Here is a 14,344-nt window from a genome sequence, read left to right as displayed (position 1 = left end):
GCTTTAGGGCGGTGGCATGCCGGCGCCGGTGCCGCTGAGCAGCGCGAGGCCGACCAGCCCGCCGCCGAGCACCAGCAGCGCCGGGTTGATCTTCTTGACGCAATAGACCCCGGCGAACACAGCGAAGGCGATGATGATGGTGAGCCGGCCGTCGATCGCCGTGCGGGCGATGGAGATGGTGCCCGACGCCATCAGCCCGACCACCAGCGGCGCCAGCCCCTGCTGCAGCGAGCGGCGCCAGGGCGAGCCCTCGAAATGGTCCCAGACCCGCGAGGCCGCCCAGGAGATCGCCCCGGCCGGCAGGAAGAAGCCGACAAAGGCCATCAGCGCCCCGAGAAAGCCGGTGACGTGGTAGCCGATGACGATCACCATCAGCATGTTCGGCCCGGGCACCACCTGGCCGAGGCCGTAAATGTCGCGAAACTGGTCGTCGTTCAGCCAGTGATGGGTCTCGACCACCAGCGCCTTGGTTTCCGGCAGCACGGCGGCGCCGCCGCCCACCGCGAGGATCGACAGCAGCGAGAAGACGCCGAGGACCGACAGGTTCTCGTTCATGAGGTTTCCCCTTCGCCCGTGCCGGCGTCATCCTTGCGCGGGCGGAACAGAAACACCGCCACCGGCCCGACGGTGAGCAGCACCCAGACCAGCGAGATGTGCAGGAAGCTCACCATCAGCACGGTCGCGGCGATGATGGCGACGTTCAGCATCTGGCCGAGCTGCTTGTGGCCGATCTGCAGCGTGACCGCCGAGAGCATGCCGACCGCCGCCGCGCCCACCCCGACCAGGGCCGCGTTGACATAGGGGTTATGGGCGTTGGCGGCATAGGCGACGCCGAGCGCCAGCACCATGCTGCCGCCGGGCAGCGTCATGCCGGTGAAGGCGACGATGGCGCCGGCGATGCCGCGCAGCCGGTCGCCGACGATGATGCTCATATTGGTGGCGTTGAGGCCGGGCAGCGCCTGGGCGATCTCCAGCGCCGAGAGGAAATGTTCCTCGTCGAGCCAGCCCTTCTTCAGCACCAGGCTGGCCCGCAGATACGCCACCACGCCGCCGCCGAAGCTGATGGCGCCGATGAACAGGAAGGTGACGAAGATGTCCCATAGCCGCACGTCCTGCGGCACCGCATAGGCGGCGGGCGCCTCGGCGACAGGGGCGTCGGCGGCATGCGCGGCGCCGGGAGCCGGCGGCAGGGAGGGGCTCATGGCGGGGGCGTTCCCAGATGCGAGGAGGCCGGCGTCAGCCCTCGTGGCTGGCCACGAGCTGCTTGCCGAAATTATAGACCAGCGCGGTCTTGGTGGCGCCAAGCTTCACCCATTCGGGCGCGCGGGTCTGCGCCGCCTTGAAGAACGCCTCCGAGCGCTCGCGGGCCTTGGCATGCACCGCGTCGTAGCGGTCGAACTTCGCCTGGAAGGCGAATTCACCGATGATCGCGCTCTCGGTGGCGCGGTCGCGCCAGACCGAGATGGTCGCCTTGGCGGTAAGCCCATGGCCGAAATCGAACGAGCCGACATTCACCTGCACCTCTTCCACCGGCAGGTTGTTGACCAGCGAGATGGTGGCGGCCTTGTCGGCCGGGCAGTGCTCGGCCAGTTCCGGGAACACGGAGGTGATGCGCTCCAGTCCCTCATTCAGCACAAGGCCGGGGCTGAGCAGGACGCAATTGTGCGAATAGAGCGAGCGCATGCCGCCCAGGCTGTCCTTCAGCGGCAGCAGCTCTTCCTTGAACTTGATGTCGGCCTGGCCGCTCAGATGCGGCACCACATCGACCGCCGCCGCCACCGCGAGCTCGGGATGGCGGAACTTGAGCGTCAGCTCATGCTCCGGCTCGGGCCAGCCATCGGTATAGAAGGTGCGTTTGCGCAGAATGAAGGCGTTGCGGTAAAGGTCGTAATCGGGCGTGTCGTAGAACAGGACCTCGCGCACCTGGCGCTTGAAGCCGTCCTTGTTCGTCGTCACCCCGACCTTGAACTCGGGGGCGATCAGGCCCAGCTTGTGCCAGTAGACCTCGAACTGGTGCGGATCGAAGAAGCGCTCCGGGCGGAGCAGGATTTTGTATTCGAGGTAGTGAATATCGTCCATGGAAGGTCCCGCTGGCCCAAGCCGCACGCCGGGTTGAGAGATTTACGCCTCTCACGGCGCCGCGACAAGGCCGCTTCAAGGGAGACGTCACATGCGCGTCATTGATTGCGCAGCTTGAAGAAAGCGCCCCAAATGTGGTCCAACGAAGCCGATCCGTCGCTCCGTGCCTGCGGACAGGACCACGGGGGTCCTTTCCCGCGAGAAGAGAGATAGCGCCATGCCCTCCAAGCTCGACCAACTGCGTGCCATGACCGTTGTCGTTTCCGACACCGGCGATATCGAGACGGTTCGCCGCCTGAAGCCGCAGGACTGCACGACCAACCCGACGCTGCTGCTCAAGGCGGCAGAAATGTCGGCCTATTCCTCCCTCGTCGACGAAGCGCTCGCCTGGGGCACCAAGCAGGGCGGCACCTCGGAGGCTGTCGTCGCCGCGACCTGCGACCGGCTGGCGCTGAACTTTGGCGCCGAACTGTCGAAGATCGTCCCCGGCCGGGTCTCCACCGAGGTGAATGCCGACCTCTCCTTCGATACGGAAGCGACGCTGGCCAAGGCGCGCGCCTTCGTCAAGGCCTATGAGGAGCGTGGCGTCGGCCGCGAGCGCATCCTCATCAAGATCGCCTCGACCTGGGAGGGCATCCGCGCGGCGGAGGTTCTGCAGAAGGAAGGCATCGACTGCAATCTCACCCTGCTGTTCTCGCTCGCCCAGGCGGCGGCGGCGGCGGATGCCGGCGCCTTCCTCATCTCGCCCTTCGTCGGCCGCATCCTCGACTGGCATGTGAAGGCGGGCGAAGGCCCGTTCACGGCCGAGACCGACCCCGGCGTCGTCTCGGTGCGGCAGATCTATGCCTACTACAAGAAGCACGGCATCCCGACCGTCGTCATGGGCGCCTCTTTCCGCAACACCGGCGAGATCGAGGCGCTGGCCGGCTGCGACCGGCTGACCATCGGCCCCTCGCTGCTCGACCAGCTCGCCGCCGACGAGGGCACGCTGGAGCGCAAGCTCGACCCCGCCAACACCGAGGGCGCGCCGGAGCGGCTGCATCTCGACGAGAAGGCGTTCCGCTTCGCCCTCAATGAGGACGCGATGGCGACGGAAAAGCTCTCCGAGGGCATCCGCCAGTTCGTCCGCGACCTCAATTCGCTGCGCGCACTGGTCGCCAAGCGGATCGAGGGCGCCAAGGCGGCCTGAAACCGTTCGCGCTCCTGAACTGCGGAGGAGGGCGGCGCCCTCCTCTTTCGTTTCTTCCGCCGGTCCCTGCCGTCATGTTCGTGCCCGATCTCGGCTTTGCCCTCGCCGCCGGCCTTGCCGCCTTCTTCGTCGGCATGAGCAAGGGCGGGGTGCCGATGATCGGCTCGCTCGCCGTGCCGACCCTGGCGCTGTTCATGTCCCCGGTGACGGCCGCCGGCCTCCTGCTGCCGGTCTATGTCATCAGCGACATGTTCGGCGTCTGGGCCTATCGGCGCGAATTCTCCGGGCGCAACCTCGCCATCCTCATTCCCGCCGCCACGCTCGGCATCGGCATCGGCTGGGCCACCGCCTCCCTCGTCACCGACGCGATGGTGATGCTGATCGTCGGGCTGATCGGCCTCGCCTTCTGCCTGATCCGCTGGCTTGGCGGGGCGGGGCGTGAGGCGCGGCCGGCGGATGTGCCACGCGGGCTGTTCTGGGGTGCGGTGTCGGGCTTCACCAGCTTCGTCAGCCATGGCGGGGCGCCGCCCTACCAGATGTATGTGGTGCCGCAGCGCCTGCCGAAAATGGTCTATGCCGGCACCACCACCCTCGCCTTCGCCGCCATCAACGCCATCAAGCTCATCCCCTATGCCGCGCTCGGCCAGCTCAACCCGGCCAATCTGACGGTCACGGCGGCGCTGATGCCGGTGGCGGTGGCGGCGACCTTCGTCGGGGTCTGGCTCACGAGGCGCCTCCCCGAGGCGCTGTTCTACAAGCTGGTGATGGGCGCGCTCTTCCTCATCTCGCTGAAGCTCACCTGGGACGGCGCGATGGGCCTTGCTGCCTAGTCTACCGGGCTAATCTTGCGGGCTAATCCCCCTCCGCGAGCGGCTGCGCCATCGCCGCCGCGCACCAGAAGCCCAGCGCCAGCACGCTGGCGAGGGCGATCACCGCCACCAGCACGGCGTCATAGGAGCCGGTGGCGGTCCACAGCATGGCCATGCCGGCCGGCGCCAGCGCGCGGGAGAAGGTGGCGGGCACCGCCAGCGCCCCGTTGACCGCGCCATAGGCGCGCCGCGTCAGCAGTTCCGGCACCACCAGCCCGCGCACGATGGTGAGGATGCCGTTGACCGCGCCATAGGCGAGCGCGAACAGCGCCACGAAGGCGAAGTCGGGCGGCATCAGCTCCAGCGCCAGGAAGGCGAGCGGGAAAACCGCGACGATGACCGCCCCCACCACCCGTACCGGCGCGCGCGGCGCCAGCACCGACACCACCACCCGCCCGCCGACCTGCGCCGGACCGATGAGGGCGAGGGCGCTCACCACCGTCGCCGTGTCGAATCCGCGCTCCACCAGCAGCGGGTACATGTGGAAGGTGAAGCCGGAGAACATGGCGGCATAGGCGGTGAAGGCCACCGCCAGCGCCCAGAACACCGGCTGGCGGATCACCTGGCCGATCACCGAGCGCGGCGCGCCGGGCAGGCGGCGGGATTGGGCGTGCGGCGCGGCCCGGTCGTGCCGCGCATCGGCGGCGAGGAAGTTCATGGTGGCGCAGACAAGGATGTTCACCGCGCCCAGCACCAGCAACGTCTCGCGCCAGCCCAGCGTGTCGAGGAGAAGCTGGATCAGCGGGATGAACACGGTGGAGGAGAAGCCGCCCCACAAGGTGAGCGCGGTGATGCCGGCGCGCGCCCGCAGCGGCCCGGCCCGACGGGCGACGACGGCGAAGGCGGGTTCGTAGAGCGTTGCCGCCTGCACCGCGCCGATGCCCGCCACCGCGACATAGAACAGCGCCAGGCTTTCCACCTGCGCCCACAGCACCAGCAGCGCGCCGGCGAGCAGCGAGGCCCCGGCCATGATCACCCGCCCATGGCCCCGGTCGATGGCCGCACCGACCGGATAGGCGGCGAGGCCGGCCAGAGCGAGCCCCAGAGTGGCCGCACCATAGAGATCGGCCTTCGACCAGCCGAGATCGGTGCCCATCGCCTGCGCGATCTGCGGGAAGCTGTAGTAAAGGCTGCCCCAGGAGCAGAGCTGGGCGACACCGAGCCCGATGATGAAGGGCGTGCGCCCATTGGGCGGCGCGGAAGAGGAAGCAGCGGTCACGATACGCGTACTCTCAAGGCGTCACCCGCGCGCCGCCGGCCCCAGCAGCGATTGCACGAGATTGACCCAGTAGCTGGCGCCCACCGGCAGCAGCGCGTCGTTGAAATCATAGGCGGCATTGTGCAGGTTGGCGCCCGGCCCGCTGGCGAGGCAGAGATAAGCGCCCGGCACCGCCTCCAGCATGTAGGCGAAATCCTCCGCCGCCATGATGCGCTCGAAATCGGCGTCCACCGCCGCGCCCACCGTGGCGTGGGCCGCCGCCAGCGCGTGGCCGAATTCCGCCGGGTGGTTCACCAGCGAGGGGTAGCGCCTGTCATAGCGCACCTCGGCCCGCGCGCCCTGCGCGGCGCAGACGCCCTCGACAATGGCGCGGAAGCGCTGCTCCGCGAGGTCGCGCACCTCGGGGGAGAAGGTCCGCACCGTGCCGCGCAGCACCACCTCGTCGGGAATGACGTTCCAGGTGTCGCCGCCATGGATCTGGGTGACGGTGACGACGGCCGCTTCCTGCGGGTTCACCGAACGGGCGACGATGGACTGGAGCTGGGCGACGAGATGGGACGCCGCCAGCACCGGGTCGATGCCGCGCTGGGGCATGGCGGCATGGGCGCCACGGCCGATCACCGTCACCTCGAAGATGTCGAAGGCGGCGAACATGGCGCCGGGCCGGCCGAGAAAGGTGCCGAAGGGGGCGTTCGGCCAGTTGTGCAGGCCATACACCCCCTGCATCGGGAACAGCTCGAACAGGCCCTGCTCGACCATCACCTTTCCGCCGCCCTCATTCTCCTCCGCCGGCTGGAAGATGAAATGCACCGTGCCTTTGAAATCGGGATTCTGGCTGAGATGGCGGGCGGCGGCGAGCAGCATGGTCATGTGGCCGTCATGGCCGCAGGCGTGCATCTTGCCCGGCGTGTCGGAGCGCCAGGGCAGGTTGGTGGCCTCGTGAATGTCGAGCGCGTCCATGTCGGCGCGCAGGCCGATCGCGGGCCCGTCGCCGCGATTGCCCTTCAGCGTCGCCACCAGTCCCGTGCCGGCGAGGCCCGTGTGAACGGGCAGGCCGAAGCTTTCCAGCTTTTCGGCGACGAAGGCCGAGGTGCGGTGTTCCTCGAACGCGGTTTCCGGCATGGCGTGGAGGGCGCGGCGCCATCCCGCCAGCTCGTCCGCCTGCGCCGCCAGCGCGGGAAGGATGCCGGAGCCGTCGCCTGTCGCCTGCTGCACCCTCGTCACTCCCTGCTGAGCCGGCGCCGGTCGCCGTTGCCGGCCAGTTAGTCCCGCGCCGGCGGGCGCGGCAAGCGCGCTGGCGGCAGGGGGCCTGCGCCCTGTCTGCATGGGTGCATTGCAGCACGCGCCCCCACCGCGCTTTCGCTGTTGTGAACGGCCCTGCCTCTGCCGCTGGGCTATGCCGGACGCGCCGCCGAAAAATTTTCGGCGAGGCGCGGGATGAAGGACGGCCACGGCTCCGTATACGGGACATGAAGCGCGACGAGACCCCCTTCGACGTGCCGGCCCAGCTCGGTGTGATGCGGCGCTATGCGCGCTCGCTGACGCGCGACGATGTCGAGGCCGAGGACCTGGTGCATGACGCGCTGGTGCGCGCCTATGAGCGGCGCGGCAGCTTCGACACGGAGCGCGCCGCCCCCGGCAAGGGGCAGCGCGGCGCGGGACAGGATGGCGCGGGGCTGCGCGGCTGGCTGCTCTCCGTGCTGCACAATGTCTTCATCGACCGCCGCCGCTCGCGCGTGGCCGAGGCCCGTCGCGAGGCGGAGAGCCTCGATCGGGCGGAGAGCGTCACCGCCCCGGCGCAGGAGCACCATGTGCGCCTCGCCCAGGTGCGCGACGCCTTCATGGACCTGCCGGAGGAGCAGCGCGCCGTGCTGCACCTCGTCGCCATCGAGGGGCTCGGCTATGTCGAGGCCGCCGCCACGCTGGGCATTCCGCAGGGCACGCTGATGTCGCGCCTGTCCCGCGCCCGCGCCACGCTGCGGGCGATGGAGGACGGCACGGCGGCGGCTCCCAACCATTTGCGCATCGTAGGAGGTACGGATGAACCGTCCCGCTGATCCCGTCTCCGGCGACGACCTGCAGGCCTATGTCGACGACCAGCTGAGCGTCGCCCGCCGCATCGATGTCGAGGCCTATCTCAGCGCCAACCCCACGGCGGCCTCGCGGGTGATGGGCGATTTGCGCATCCGGGACGAGCTGCGCCTCGCCTTGGCCGAGACGCCGCGCGCCGCTTCCACGGCAGCGGCCCGCCTCGCCACGGTGGAAGCGGCGCGGCGGCTGCAGGGCGCGCTCACGCGGGCGCGCTGGACCCGCCGGCTGCGCATCGCCGCCATGGTGGCGCTGCTGGTCGGTGCCGGCTGGATGGCCAATGCGCAGTTCGGCCATTTCGGCGTGAGCCGCGTCGTCGCCTCGGGGTTGCCCCCGGCCTATCTGGAGGACGCGGTGCGCTCGCACCGCACCGCCCTGGTGCGCGCCGGCATGCCCTCGCAGCCGGGCACGCGCCATTACGATCCGGCCGAGATCCTCTCCGCCACCGCCATCGTCATGCCGTCATTGCCGGAGGGCTGGAAGGTGGAGGACGTGCAGGTGTTTCCCTCCACCTTCGGCCCGAGCGTGGAGATGACCGTCGAGGCCGGGGAGATCGGCACCGCCTCGCTGTTCGCGGTGCGGCCGGGCGGCTTCGATGTGGTGCCGGCCACCACCGTGCCGCAGGACGACCTCACCGCCGCCTATTGGCAGATCGGCGAGGTGGCCTATGCGCTGGTCGCGCAGCGCAGCCTCGCCGCCGATACCCATGATCTCGACCGGGCGGCGGCGCGCCTTGCCCGGTCGCTCTACTGAACCCAGATGCTTCTCATCAGGAGACTGACATGAACACGCCGAATTCCGGCTTCCAGTGGTCCCGCACGGCGAGCGTCGACCAGGCCGTTTATGACGAGGGCCTGCGCCGCCACATGCTGCGGGTCTACAACTACATGGCGCTCGGCCTCGTGCTGACCGGCGCGGTGGCCTTCATCGTCGGCACCACGCCGGCGCTGTATGTGCCGATCTTCTCCACCCCGCTGAAATGGGTGGTGATGCTGGCCCCGCTGGCCTTCGTGCTGTTCTTCTCGTTCCGCATGCAGTCCATGTCGGCCAGCAGCGCGCAGACCATGTTCTGGGCCTTCTGCGCGGTGATGGGCCTGTCCATGGCCTCGATCTTCCTGGTGTTCACCGGCACGTCGATCGCGCGCACCTTCTTCATCGCCGCGACGATGTTCGGCGCCACCAGCCTCTATGGCTACACCACCAAGCGCGACCTCTCGCTGTTCGGCTCGTTCCTGATCATGGGCCTGATCGGCGTGGTGATCGCCAGCGTGGTCAACATCTTCCTCGGCTCGACGATGCTGCAGTTCATCGTCTCCGTGGTCGGCATCCTCGTCTTCGTCGGCCTGACCGCCTGGGACACCCAGTCGATTAAGGAACAGTACGCCGACAATTTCGACGCCGAATCGCAGCAGAAGCTCGCCGTGTTCGGCGCCTTCTCGCTCTATCTGAACTTCGTCAACATCTTCCAGCTGCTGCTGAACTTCACCGGCGAGCGGGAGTGAGACGCCCCATTAGCGAAGGAACATGTCCATGAACGACCAGGACCGACAGGCCATTGACGGCCTCTTCGCCAAGCTCGCCGAGGCCGAGCGCCAGTCCGGCCCGCGCGACGCCGACGCGGAAGGCTTCATCGCCCAGCGCGTCGCCCAGCAGCCGGCGGCGCCCTACCTGATGGCGCAGACCATCGTGATGCAGGACTACGCGCTGCAGCAGGCGCAGGCCCGCATCCAGGATCTGGAGCAGCAGGTGCAGCAGGCGCAGGAAGCGGCTCCGGCGCGTTCGGCCGGCGGCGGGCTCTTCGGCGGGCTGTTCGGCTCCAGCGAGCCGGCGCGTCGCAGCTCGGTTCCCTCGATGCCGCGCACGGGGGCGGCCCCGGCCGGTGCCAGCGCCATTCCGGCCGGCGCGTCGCCGGCCTGGCAGTCCGGCTCCGTGCAGGGCGGCCAGCCCATGGGAGCCCCCGGTGCCCAGCCGCCCGGCGGCTTCGGTCGTCCCGGTGGCGGCGGCTTCCTGGCCGGCGCCGCGCAGACCGCGGTGGGCGTGGCCGGCGGCGTGCTGCTCGGCAGCGCCATTGCCGGCATGTTCGGCGGCAGCGAAGCCAATGCCGCAGAGGCCCCGGCCGACGCGCCGGCGGCGGCCGACGAACCGACCGATGCGGGCGCCGACGATGCCGGGGCGGCCGATGATGGCGGCTTCTTCGGCGGTGGCGACTGGTTCGGCGGCGGCGGCGACGAGTTCTAGGCGCGCGCCGCACCTCGATCGATCCCTGCCCCCGGGCAGGGCCGCGATGGACCCCCTGCCTTCGGGCGGGGGGCACTTCCCAACTCCAGCAGGCCGGCCCCTCACCGGCCTGTTTTTTTATGCCGCGCCCGGCGCCGGGGGCCTGTGCCGGGGTCAGACCCGCAGGCCGTTCTCCTCCGCGTAGTCCTTGAGCCGGCGTTCCGGCCGGGCACCGATATGGCTGATGATCTCGGCCGCGCACAGGGCGCCGAGCGACAGGCATTCCTGCGCCGCGAAACCCTTGGCGAAGCCGTGGAGATAGCCGGCGGCGAACAGGTCGCCCGCCCCGGTCGTGTCCACCAGCTTCGGCACCGGGAAGGCCGGTACCGCGACCAGCTCGCCGCCCGACACCGCGAGCGCGCCCTTTTCGCTGCGGGTGACGACGGCGTGGCGCGCGTCCTGCCGCATCTGGGCCAGCGCGGCGTCGAAATCGGTCTCGTAGAGCGACATCAGCTCCGCCTCATTGGCGAAGACGAGATCGACCGTGCCCTCGCGCAGCAGCTTCAGGAACTCGGCGCGGTAGCGTCCGACGCAGAAGGCGTCCGACAGGGTGAGCGAGACGGTGCGCCCGGCGGCATGGGCGATGCCGGCGGCCTTGAGGAAGGCTTCCTTGGCCGGCGGCGGGTCCCAAAGATAGCCTTCGAGATAGGTGACCTTCGCGCTTGCCACCAGCGCCTCGTCGACATCGGCGGGGGACAGGTCCTGCGCCGCGCCGAGATAGGTGTTCATGGTGCGCTCGCCATCCGGCGTCACCAGGATGAGGCAGCGGGCGGTGGTGGGGCCGGCGCTGGCGAAAGGTGTGGCATAGGCGACGCCGGCGGCGCGGATGTCGTGGGCGAAGATGCCGCCCAGCTCGTCGTTGCGTACCTTGCCGATGAAGCCGGCCTTGCCGCCCAGCGCGGCGACGCCGACCATGGTGTTGGCGGCCGAACCGCCCGATATTTCCACCCCCGGTCCCATGGCGCCATAGACCGCCTCGGCGCGCGCCTCGTCGATCAGCGTCATGCCGCCCTTGCGCATGCCGTGGCGATCGAGAAAGGCCTCTTCGGAGCGGGCGATCACGTCGACAATGGCGTTGCCGAAGCCGATCACATCGAGCTGGGGGACGGTCATGGACGGCGTTTCTCCGCAAGGTTTCGCCGGGGACGAAGGCGGGTCACGCGGTAGCAGACGGGCGCCCATCCCGCAACGGCGCCGCCGCGCGCGACGCGGCTCACCTGCGAGGAACGTCATGACGAGGCGCGCGGCCTGCGGCTGGACCTCGACCGAGACCTGGGTGGCCGGGTCAAGCCCGGCCATGAGGGGGAGCGGCGCGCCGGGAACTCCGCCCGCAACCTCCGTGCCGCTTTCCCTTCCCCCGGCCGCCGACTATTGCTAGCCGATGGCCCTGCTCCGCCACGCCTCCACCGTCGCCCTGCTGACCCTTGCCTCTCGCGTGCTCGGCTTTGCCCGTGACGCCGGGGTGGCGGCGCTGTTCGGCACCGGGGTGGTGGCGGACGCCTCGGTCGCCGGGCTCGCTTTGCCGCAGATCGCCCGCCGGCTGCTCGGGGAGGGCGCGCTCAATGCGGCGCTGCTGCCCGATCTGGCGCGGGCGCCGGACGCGGCGGCGCGCCGCGCGCGGGCCGGCGCCACGCTGGTCGTGTTCGCGCTGGCCGGCCTCGCCCTTGCCGCCCTGCTCTTCCTGTTCATGCCGGCCGTGGTGAGTGTGCTGGCGCCGGGCTTCGCCCTGGACGGCCCGCGCGCGGAAGGCGCGGTGCTGGCCGGGCGGCTCGCGGTGGTGTGCCTGCCGCTCGCTCTGCTCGCTGGCGTGTTCGCCGCCTTCGCCAATGAAGCCGGCCGCTTCGCCCGGCCGGCCCTGGCGCCGGCCGCCGCCAATGTCGCGGTCATCGCGCTGCTCGTGCTGCTGTGGCTGGCCGGTGCCCACACGATGAGCCCCTCCGCCGCGCTGGCCTGGCTGGCGGCGGGGGCGGTCGCCGGGGCGCTGACCCAGTTCGCGCTAAACCTTGCCGCCGTGCCGCGCGGCTATTTCAGGCTTGCCCTCGCGGCCGCCGATCTGAAGGCGGCGCTGCCGCTGCTGGCCGGGGCGGCGACGCCGCTGCTGGCGGCGGCCCTGCCGCAGCTGCGCTTTCTCATTGCGGCGGCGGCGGCTTCCGGAATCGGCGGCGGCGTGGCGGCGCTGTTCTATGCCACCCGCCTCGTCGAGCTGCCGCTCGGGCTGGTCGGCGCCAGCGCCGGGGCGGTGCTGCTGCCGGCGCTGGCGGCGAGCGGGCGCGAGGAGGCAACCCTTGGAGCGGACAGCCTTGGCGCCGGCGGCATCACGGCGGCGCTGGCGCTCTCGCTGCCGGCGGCGCTCGGCCTCGCGGTGCTGGCCCACCCCATCGTCGTGGTGCTGTTCGAGCGCGGGGCCTTCGATTCCTCGGCCAGCGCACTGACGGCGAGCGCGCTGGCGCTGCTGGCGCTCACCCTGCCGGTGCAGGCGCTGGAGAAGGTGCTGATCACGATTGCCTTCGCGCGGGGCCTGTCGCGCCTTGTCACCCTTGCCAGCCTCGCGGCCCTGCCCGTCGGGGCGGTGATCGGCTTTCTCGCCGTCGGGGCGCTCGGCATGGCGGGGCCGGCGCTGGGGGTGCTGGCCTCCAGCCTGGTCGCGCTCGCCGGGCTGGCGACAGGGCTCGGCCGGCGCCGGCTGATCGTGCTGCCGCCCACTGCGCGCCGCCGACTGCTGCGGCTGGTGGTGGCGGCACTCGCCATGGCGGCGGCGGTGGTGGCGGCGCGGCAAGGGCTGGAGGGTGTGCTGGCGCAGGGCGGGCTTGCCGCCGCTGTCGCCCTGGCGGGCCTGGTCGCGCTGGGGGGCGCAGCCTATGCCGGGCTCGCGCTGGCGCTGGGCGGCGTCGATGGCGCCACGCTGCGCGCGGGCCTGCGCAAATAGCGCGTGTGCCGACGCCGGAAGAAACTTGCCCCTGAAGGTCATGCGTGCCATAGCGCCCCCGCGCCGGGGGCACGTTCCCGCGGCACGGCAGGGCGCAGACCACAGGACGTCCCGACATGGAATTCAAGCCGCTCGTGTTTTCCGGCGTCCAGCCGACCGGAAACCTGCATCTCGGCAATTATCTCGGCGCCATCCAGCGCTTCGTGGCGCTGCAGGACAGCCATGACTGCCTCTATTGCGTGGTCGACATGCACGCCATCACGGTGTGGCAGGACCCGGCCGACCTGAAGCGGCAGATCCGCGAGGTCACCGCCGCCTTCATCGCCTCGGGCATCGATCCGACCAAGCACATCGTGTTCAACCAGAGCCAGGTCTCCGGCCATGCCGAGCTGGCCTGGGTGTTCAACTGCGTGGCGCGGCTGGGCTGGCTCAACCGCATGACCCAGTTCAAGGAAAAGGCCGGCAAGGACCGCGAGAACGCCTCGGTGGGCCTTTACGCCTATCCGAGCCTGATGGCGGCCGACATCCTGCTCTACCGCGCCACCCATGTGCCTGTGGGCGAGGACCAGAAGCAGCATCTGGAGCTGACCCGCGACATCGCGCAGAAGTTCAACAATGATTTCGGCCCCTCCATCGCCGCCAACGGGCTGGGCGAGGCGTTCTTCCCGCTGCCCGAGCCGCTGATCGGCGGGCCGGCGGCGCGGGTGATGAGCCTGCGCGACGGCGCCAAGAAGATGTCGAAGTCGGACCCGTCCGATCTCTCGCGCATCAACCTCACCGACGATGCCGACCTCATCGCCTCGAAGATCCGCAAAGCCAAGACCGATCCCGAGCCGCTGCCCTCCGAGGCCGAGGGCCTGAAGGGCCGGCCGGAGGCGGAGAACCTCGTCGGCATCTATGCCGCGCTCGGCGCGGTGCCGAAGGAGGAGGTGCTCACGCAGTTCGGCGGCGGCCAGTTCTCCACCTTCAAGGCGGCGCTGGTCGACCTCGCGGTCGCCAAGCTCGGCCCGATCGGCGCCGAGATGCAGCGCCTGGTGGCCGAGCCGGACCATATCGACGCCATCCTGCGCGACGGCGCGGCGCGCGCCCGCGTGCTGGCCGATGCCACCATGGCCAATGTGCGGGACATTGTCGGCTTCGTGCGCTAGCCTCCCCGGTCAGAACCGTCGCCGGGGGAAAAGCCGATGCCGCGCCGGCGCCAAAGCCACGAGCCGGGCCACCGCCGCAAGTTTCTGGTGCTGGCCGACGACACGCCGGAATGCGACCGCGCGCTTTATTACGCAGCGCGGCGCGCGGCGCGCACCGGCGGCGGGGTGGTGATGCTGAGCGTGCTACAGCTGGAAGACGCCCCGAGCCAGTGGCTGGGCGTCGCCGACCTGATGCGGGCCGAGGCGACCGACAAGGCCGAGGCCCGGCTCGACCTGTTGTCCGCCCGCGCGCAGGGCATTTCCGGCATCGATCCCGAGCGGGTGGTGCGCGAGGGCGGCATCGCCGAGCAGATCCACAGGATCATCGAGGAGGACGAGGACATCGCCATCCTCGTGCTCGCCGCCGGCACCAGCAAGGAAGGGCCGGGCCCGCTCATCGCCTCGCTGGCCAAGGGGATGTGGGCCAGCCTGCCGGTGCCGATCACCATCGTGCCCGGCACGCTCTCCGATGGCGAGATCGACGCGCTGGCGTGACCGGGTGGGCGGCCG

15 protein-coding genes are annotated in these 14,344 nt (G+C 70.3%); 9 read left to right on the top strand and 6 right to left on the bottom strand.

Annotation, left to right across the window (positions count from 1 at the left end; all coding sequences use genetic code 11):
• Positions 1 to 3: 3 nt before the first annotated feature.
• From BLO63_RS10275 to BLO63_RS10265, 3 genes are read right to left on the bottom strand one after another with little or no spacing between them, the layout of a single operon-like run.
• Positions 4 to 555 (bottom strand): chromate transporter, encoded by a 552-nt coding sequence (locus BLO63_RS10275; protein ID WP_091439901.1) that lies wholly within the window; start codon positions 553 to 555, stop codon positions 4 to 6.
• The gene (locus BLO63_RS10270) at positions 552 to 1,202 is read right to left on the bottom strand and encodes a chromate transporter (RefSeq protein ID WP_091439897.1); all 651 of its coding nucleotides are present in this window, start codon (positions 1,200 to 1,202) and stop codon (positions 552 to 554) included. Before BLO63_RS10270 ends, BLO63_RS10275 begins: the two co-directional genes overlap by 4 nt.
• A gap of 34 nt (positions 1,203 to 1,236) precedes the next feature.
• On the bottom strand, positions 1,237 to 2,079 hold the full coding sequence (locus BLO63_RS10265) for a hypothetical protein (protein WP_091439894.1): 843 nt from the start codon (positions 2,077 to 2,079) through the stop codon (positions 1,237 to 1,239).
• A 217-nt stretch (positions 2,080 to 2,296) separates the two neighbouring features.
• On the opposite strand from BLO63_RS10265, the gene tal reads away from it, so the two are divergent.
• Both tal and BLO63_RS10255 read left to right on the top strand, forming a co-directional pair.
• Complete coding sequence (tal, locus tag BLO63_RS10260) at positions 2,297 to 3,268, top strand: transaldolase (RefSeq protein WP_091439891.1); 972 nt, start codon at positions 2,297 to 2,299, stop codon at positions 3,266 to 3,268.
• A gap of 74 nt (positions 3,269 to 3,342) precedes the next feature.
• A complete protein-coding gene (locus BLO63_RS10255) occupies positions 3,343 to 4,098 on the top strand; it encodes a sulfite exporter TauE/SafE family protein (protein ID WP_091439888.1) in 756 nt (251 codons plus the stop codon).
• A 22-nt stretch (positions 4,099 to 4,120) separates the two neighbouring features.
• Here the strand turns inward: BLO63_RS10255 and BLO63_RS10250 are convergent, their stop codons facing one another.
• Together BLO63_RS10250 and BLO63_RS10245 are read right to left on the bottom strand one after the other, a co-directional pair.
• Positions 4,121 to 5,359, bottom strand: a complete 1,239-nt coding sequence (locus BLO63_RS10250) for an MFS transporter (RefSeq protein ID WP_425284330.1) — start codon at positions 5,357 to 5,359, stop codon at positions 4,121 to 4,123.
• Between the two features lie 18 nt (positions 5,360 to 5,377).
• Positions 5,378 to 6,529, bottom strand: a complete 1,152-nt coding sequence (locus BLO63_RS10245) for a M20 aminoacylase family protein (RefSeq protein ID WP_091440416.1) — start codon at positions 6,527 to 6,529, stop codon at positions 5,378 to 5,380.
• Between the two features lie 296 nt (positions 6,530 to 6,825).
• Between BLO63_RS10245 and BLO63_RS10240 the strand changes: the two genes are divergently transcribed.
• Genes BLO63_RS10240 through BLO63_RS10225 form a run of 4 tightly spaced genes read left to right on the top strand, consistent with a single transcriptional unit; the run spans position 6,826 to position 9,682 of the window.
• On the top strand, positions 6,826 to 7,413 hold the full coding sequence (locus BLO63_RS10240; RefSeq protein WP_091439884.1) for a sigma-70 family RNA polymerase sigma factor: 588 nt from the start codon (positions 6,826 to 6,828) through the stop codon (positions 7,411 to 7,413).
• A complete protein-coding gene (locus BLO63_RS10235; protein WP_091439883.1) occupies positions 7,397 to 8,197 on the top strand; it encodes an anti-sigma factor family protein in 801 nt (266 codons plus the stop codon). The genes BLO63_RS10240 and BLO63_RS10235 overlap by 17 nt, the downstream gene beginning before the upstream one ends.
• 29 nt (positions 8,198 to 8,226) lie before the next feature.
• Positions 8,227 to 8,946 (top strand): Bax inhibitor-1/YccA family protein, encoded by a 720-nt coding sequence (locus BLO63_RS10230; RefSeq protein WP_091439881.1) that lies wholly within the window; start codon positions 8,227 to 8,229, stop codon positions 8,944 to 8,946.
• 28 nt (positions 8,947 to 8,974) lie between these two features.
• Complete coding sequence (locus BLO63_RS10225; protein WP_091439880.1) at positions 8,975 to 9,682, top strand: DUF2076 domain-containing protein; 708 nt, start codon at positions 8,975 to 8,977, stop codon at positions 9,680 to 9,682.
• A gap of 153 nt (positions 9,683 to 9,835) precedes the next feature.
• Here the strand turns inward: BLO63_RS10225 and BLO63_RS10220 are convergent, their stop codons facing one another.
• Positions 9,836 to 10,834, bottom strand: coding sequence for an adenosine kinase (locus BLO63_RS10220; protein ID WP_091439878.1), 999 nt, complete (start codon positions 10,832 to 10,834; stop codon positions 9,836 to 9,838).
• Between the two features lie 268 nt (positions 10,835 to 11,102).
• On the opposite strand from BLO63_RS10220, the gene BLO63_RS10215 reads away from it, so the two are divergent.
• The 3 genes from BLO63_RS10215 (at position 11,103) to BLO63_RS10205 (ending at position 14,329) form a co-directional block, all read left to right on the top strand.
• The gene (locus BLO63_RS10215; RefSeq protein ID WP_091439875.1) at positions 11,103 to 12,647 is read left to right on the top strand and encodes a lipid II flippase MurJ; all 1,545 of its coding nucleotides are present in this window, start codon (positions 11,103 to 11,105) and stop codon (positions 12,645 to 12,647) included.
• A 116-nt stretch (positions 12,648 to 12,763) separates the two neighbouring features.
• Entirely contained in the window at positions 12,764 to 13,795 is a 1,032-nt protein-coding gene (gene trpS / locus BLO63_RS10210) for a tryptophan--tRNA ligase (RefSeq protein WP_091439874.1), read from the top strand.
• A gap of 36 nt (positions 13,796 to 13,831) precedes the next feature.
• Entirely contained in the window at positions 13,832 to 14,329 is a 498-nt protein-coding gene (locus tag BLO63_RS10205) for a universal stress protein (RefSeq protein ID WP_091439872.1), read from the top strand.
• Positions 14,330 to 14,344: the final 15 nt, after the last annotated feature.

The organism is Ancylobacter rudongensis (genome assembly GCF_900100155.1).
GTDB lineage: Bacteria > Pseudomonadota > Alphaproteobacteria > Rhizobiales > Xanthobacteraceae > Ancylobacter > Ancylobacter rudongensis.
The sequence above is the reverse complement of the archived record's forward strand: the minus strand, read 5'-3'. Positions and strand labels throughout refer to the sequence as shown.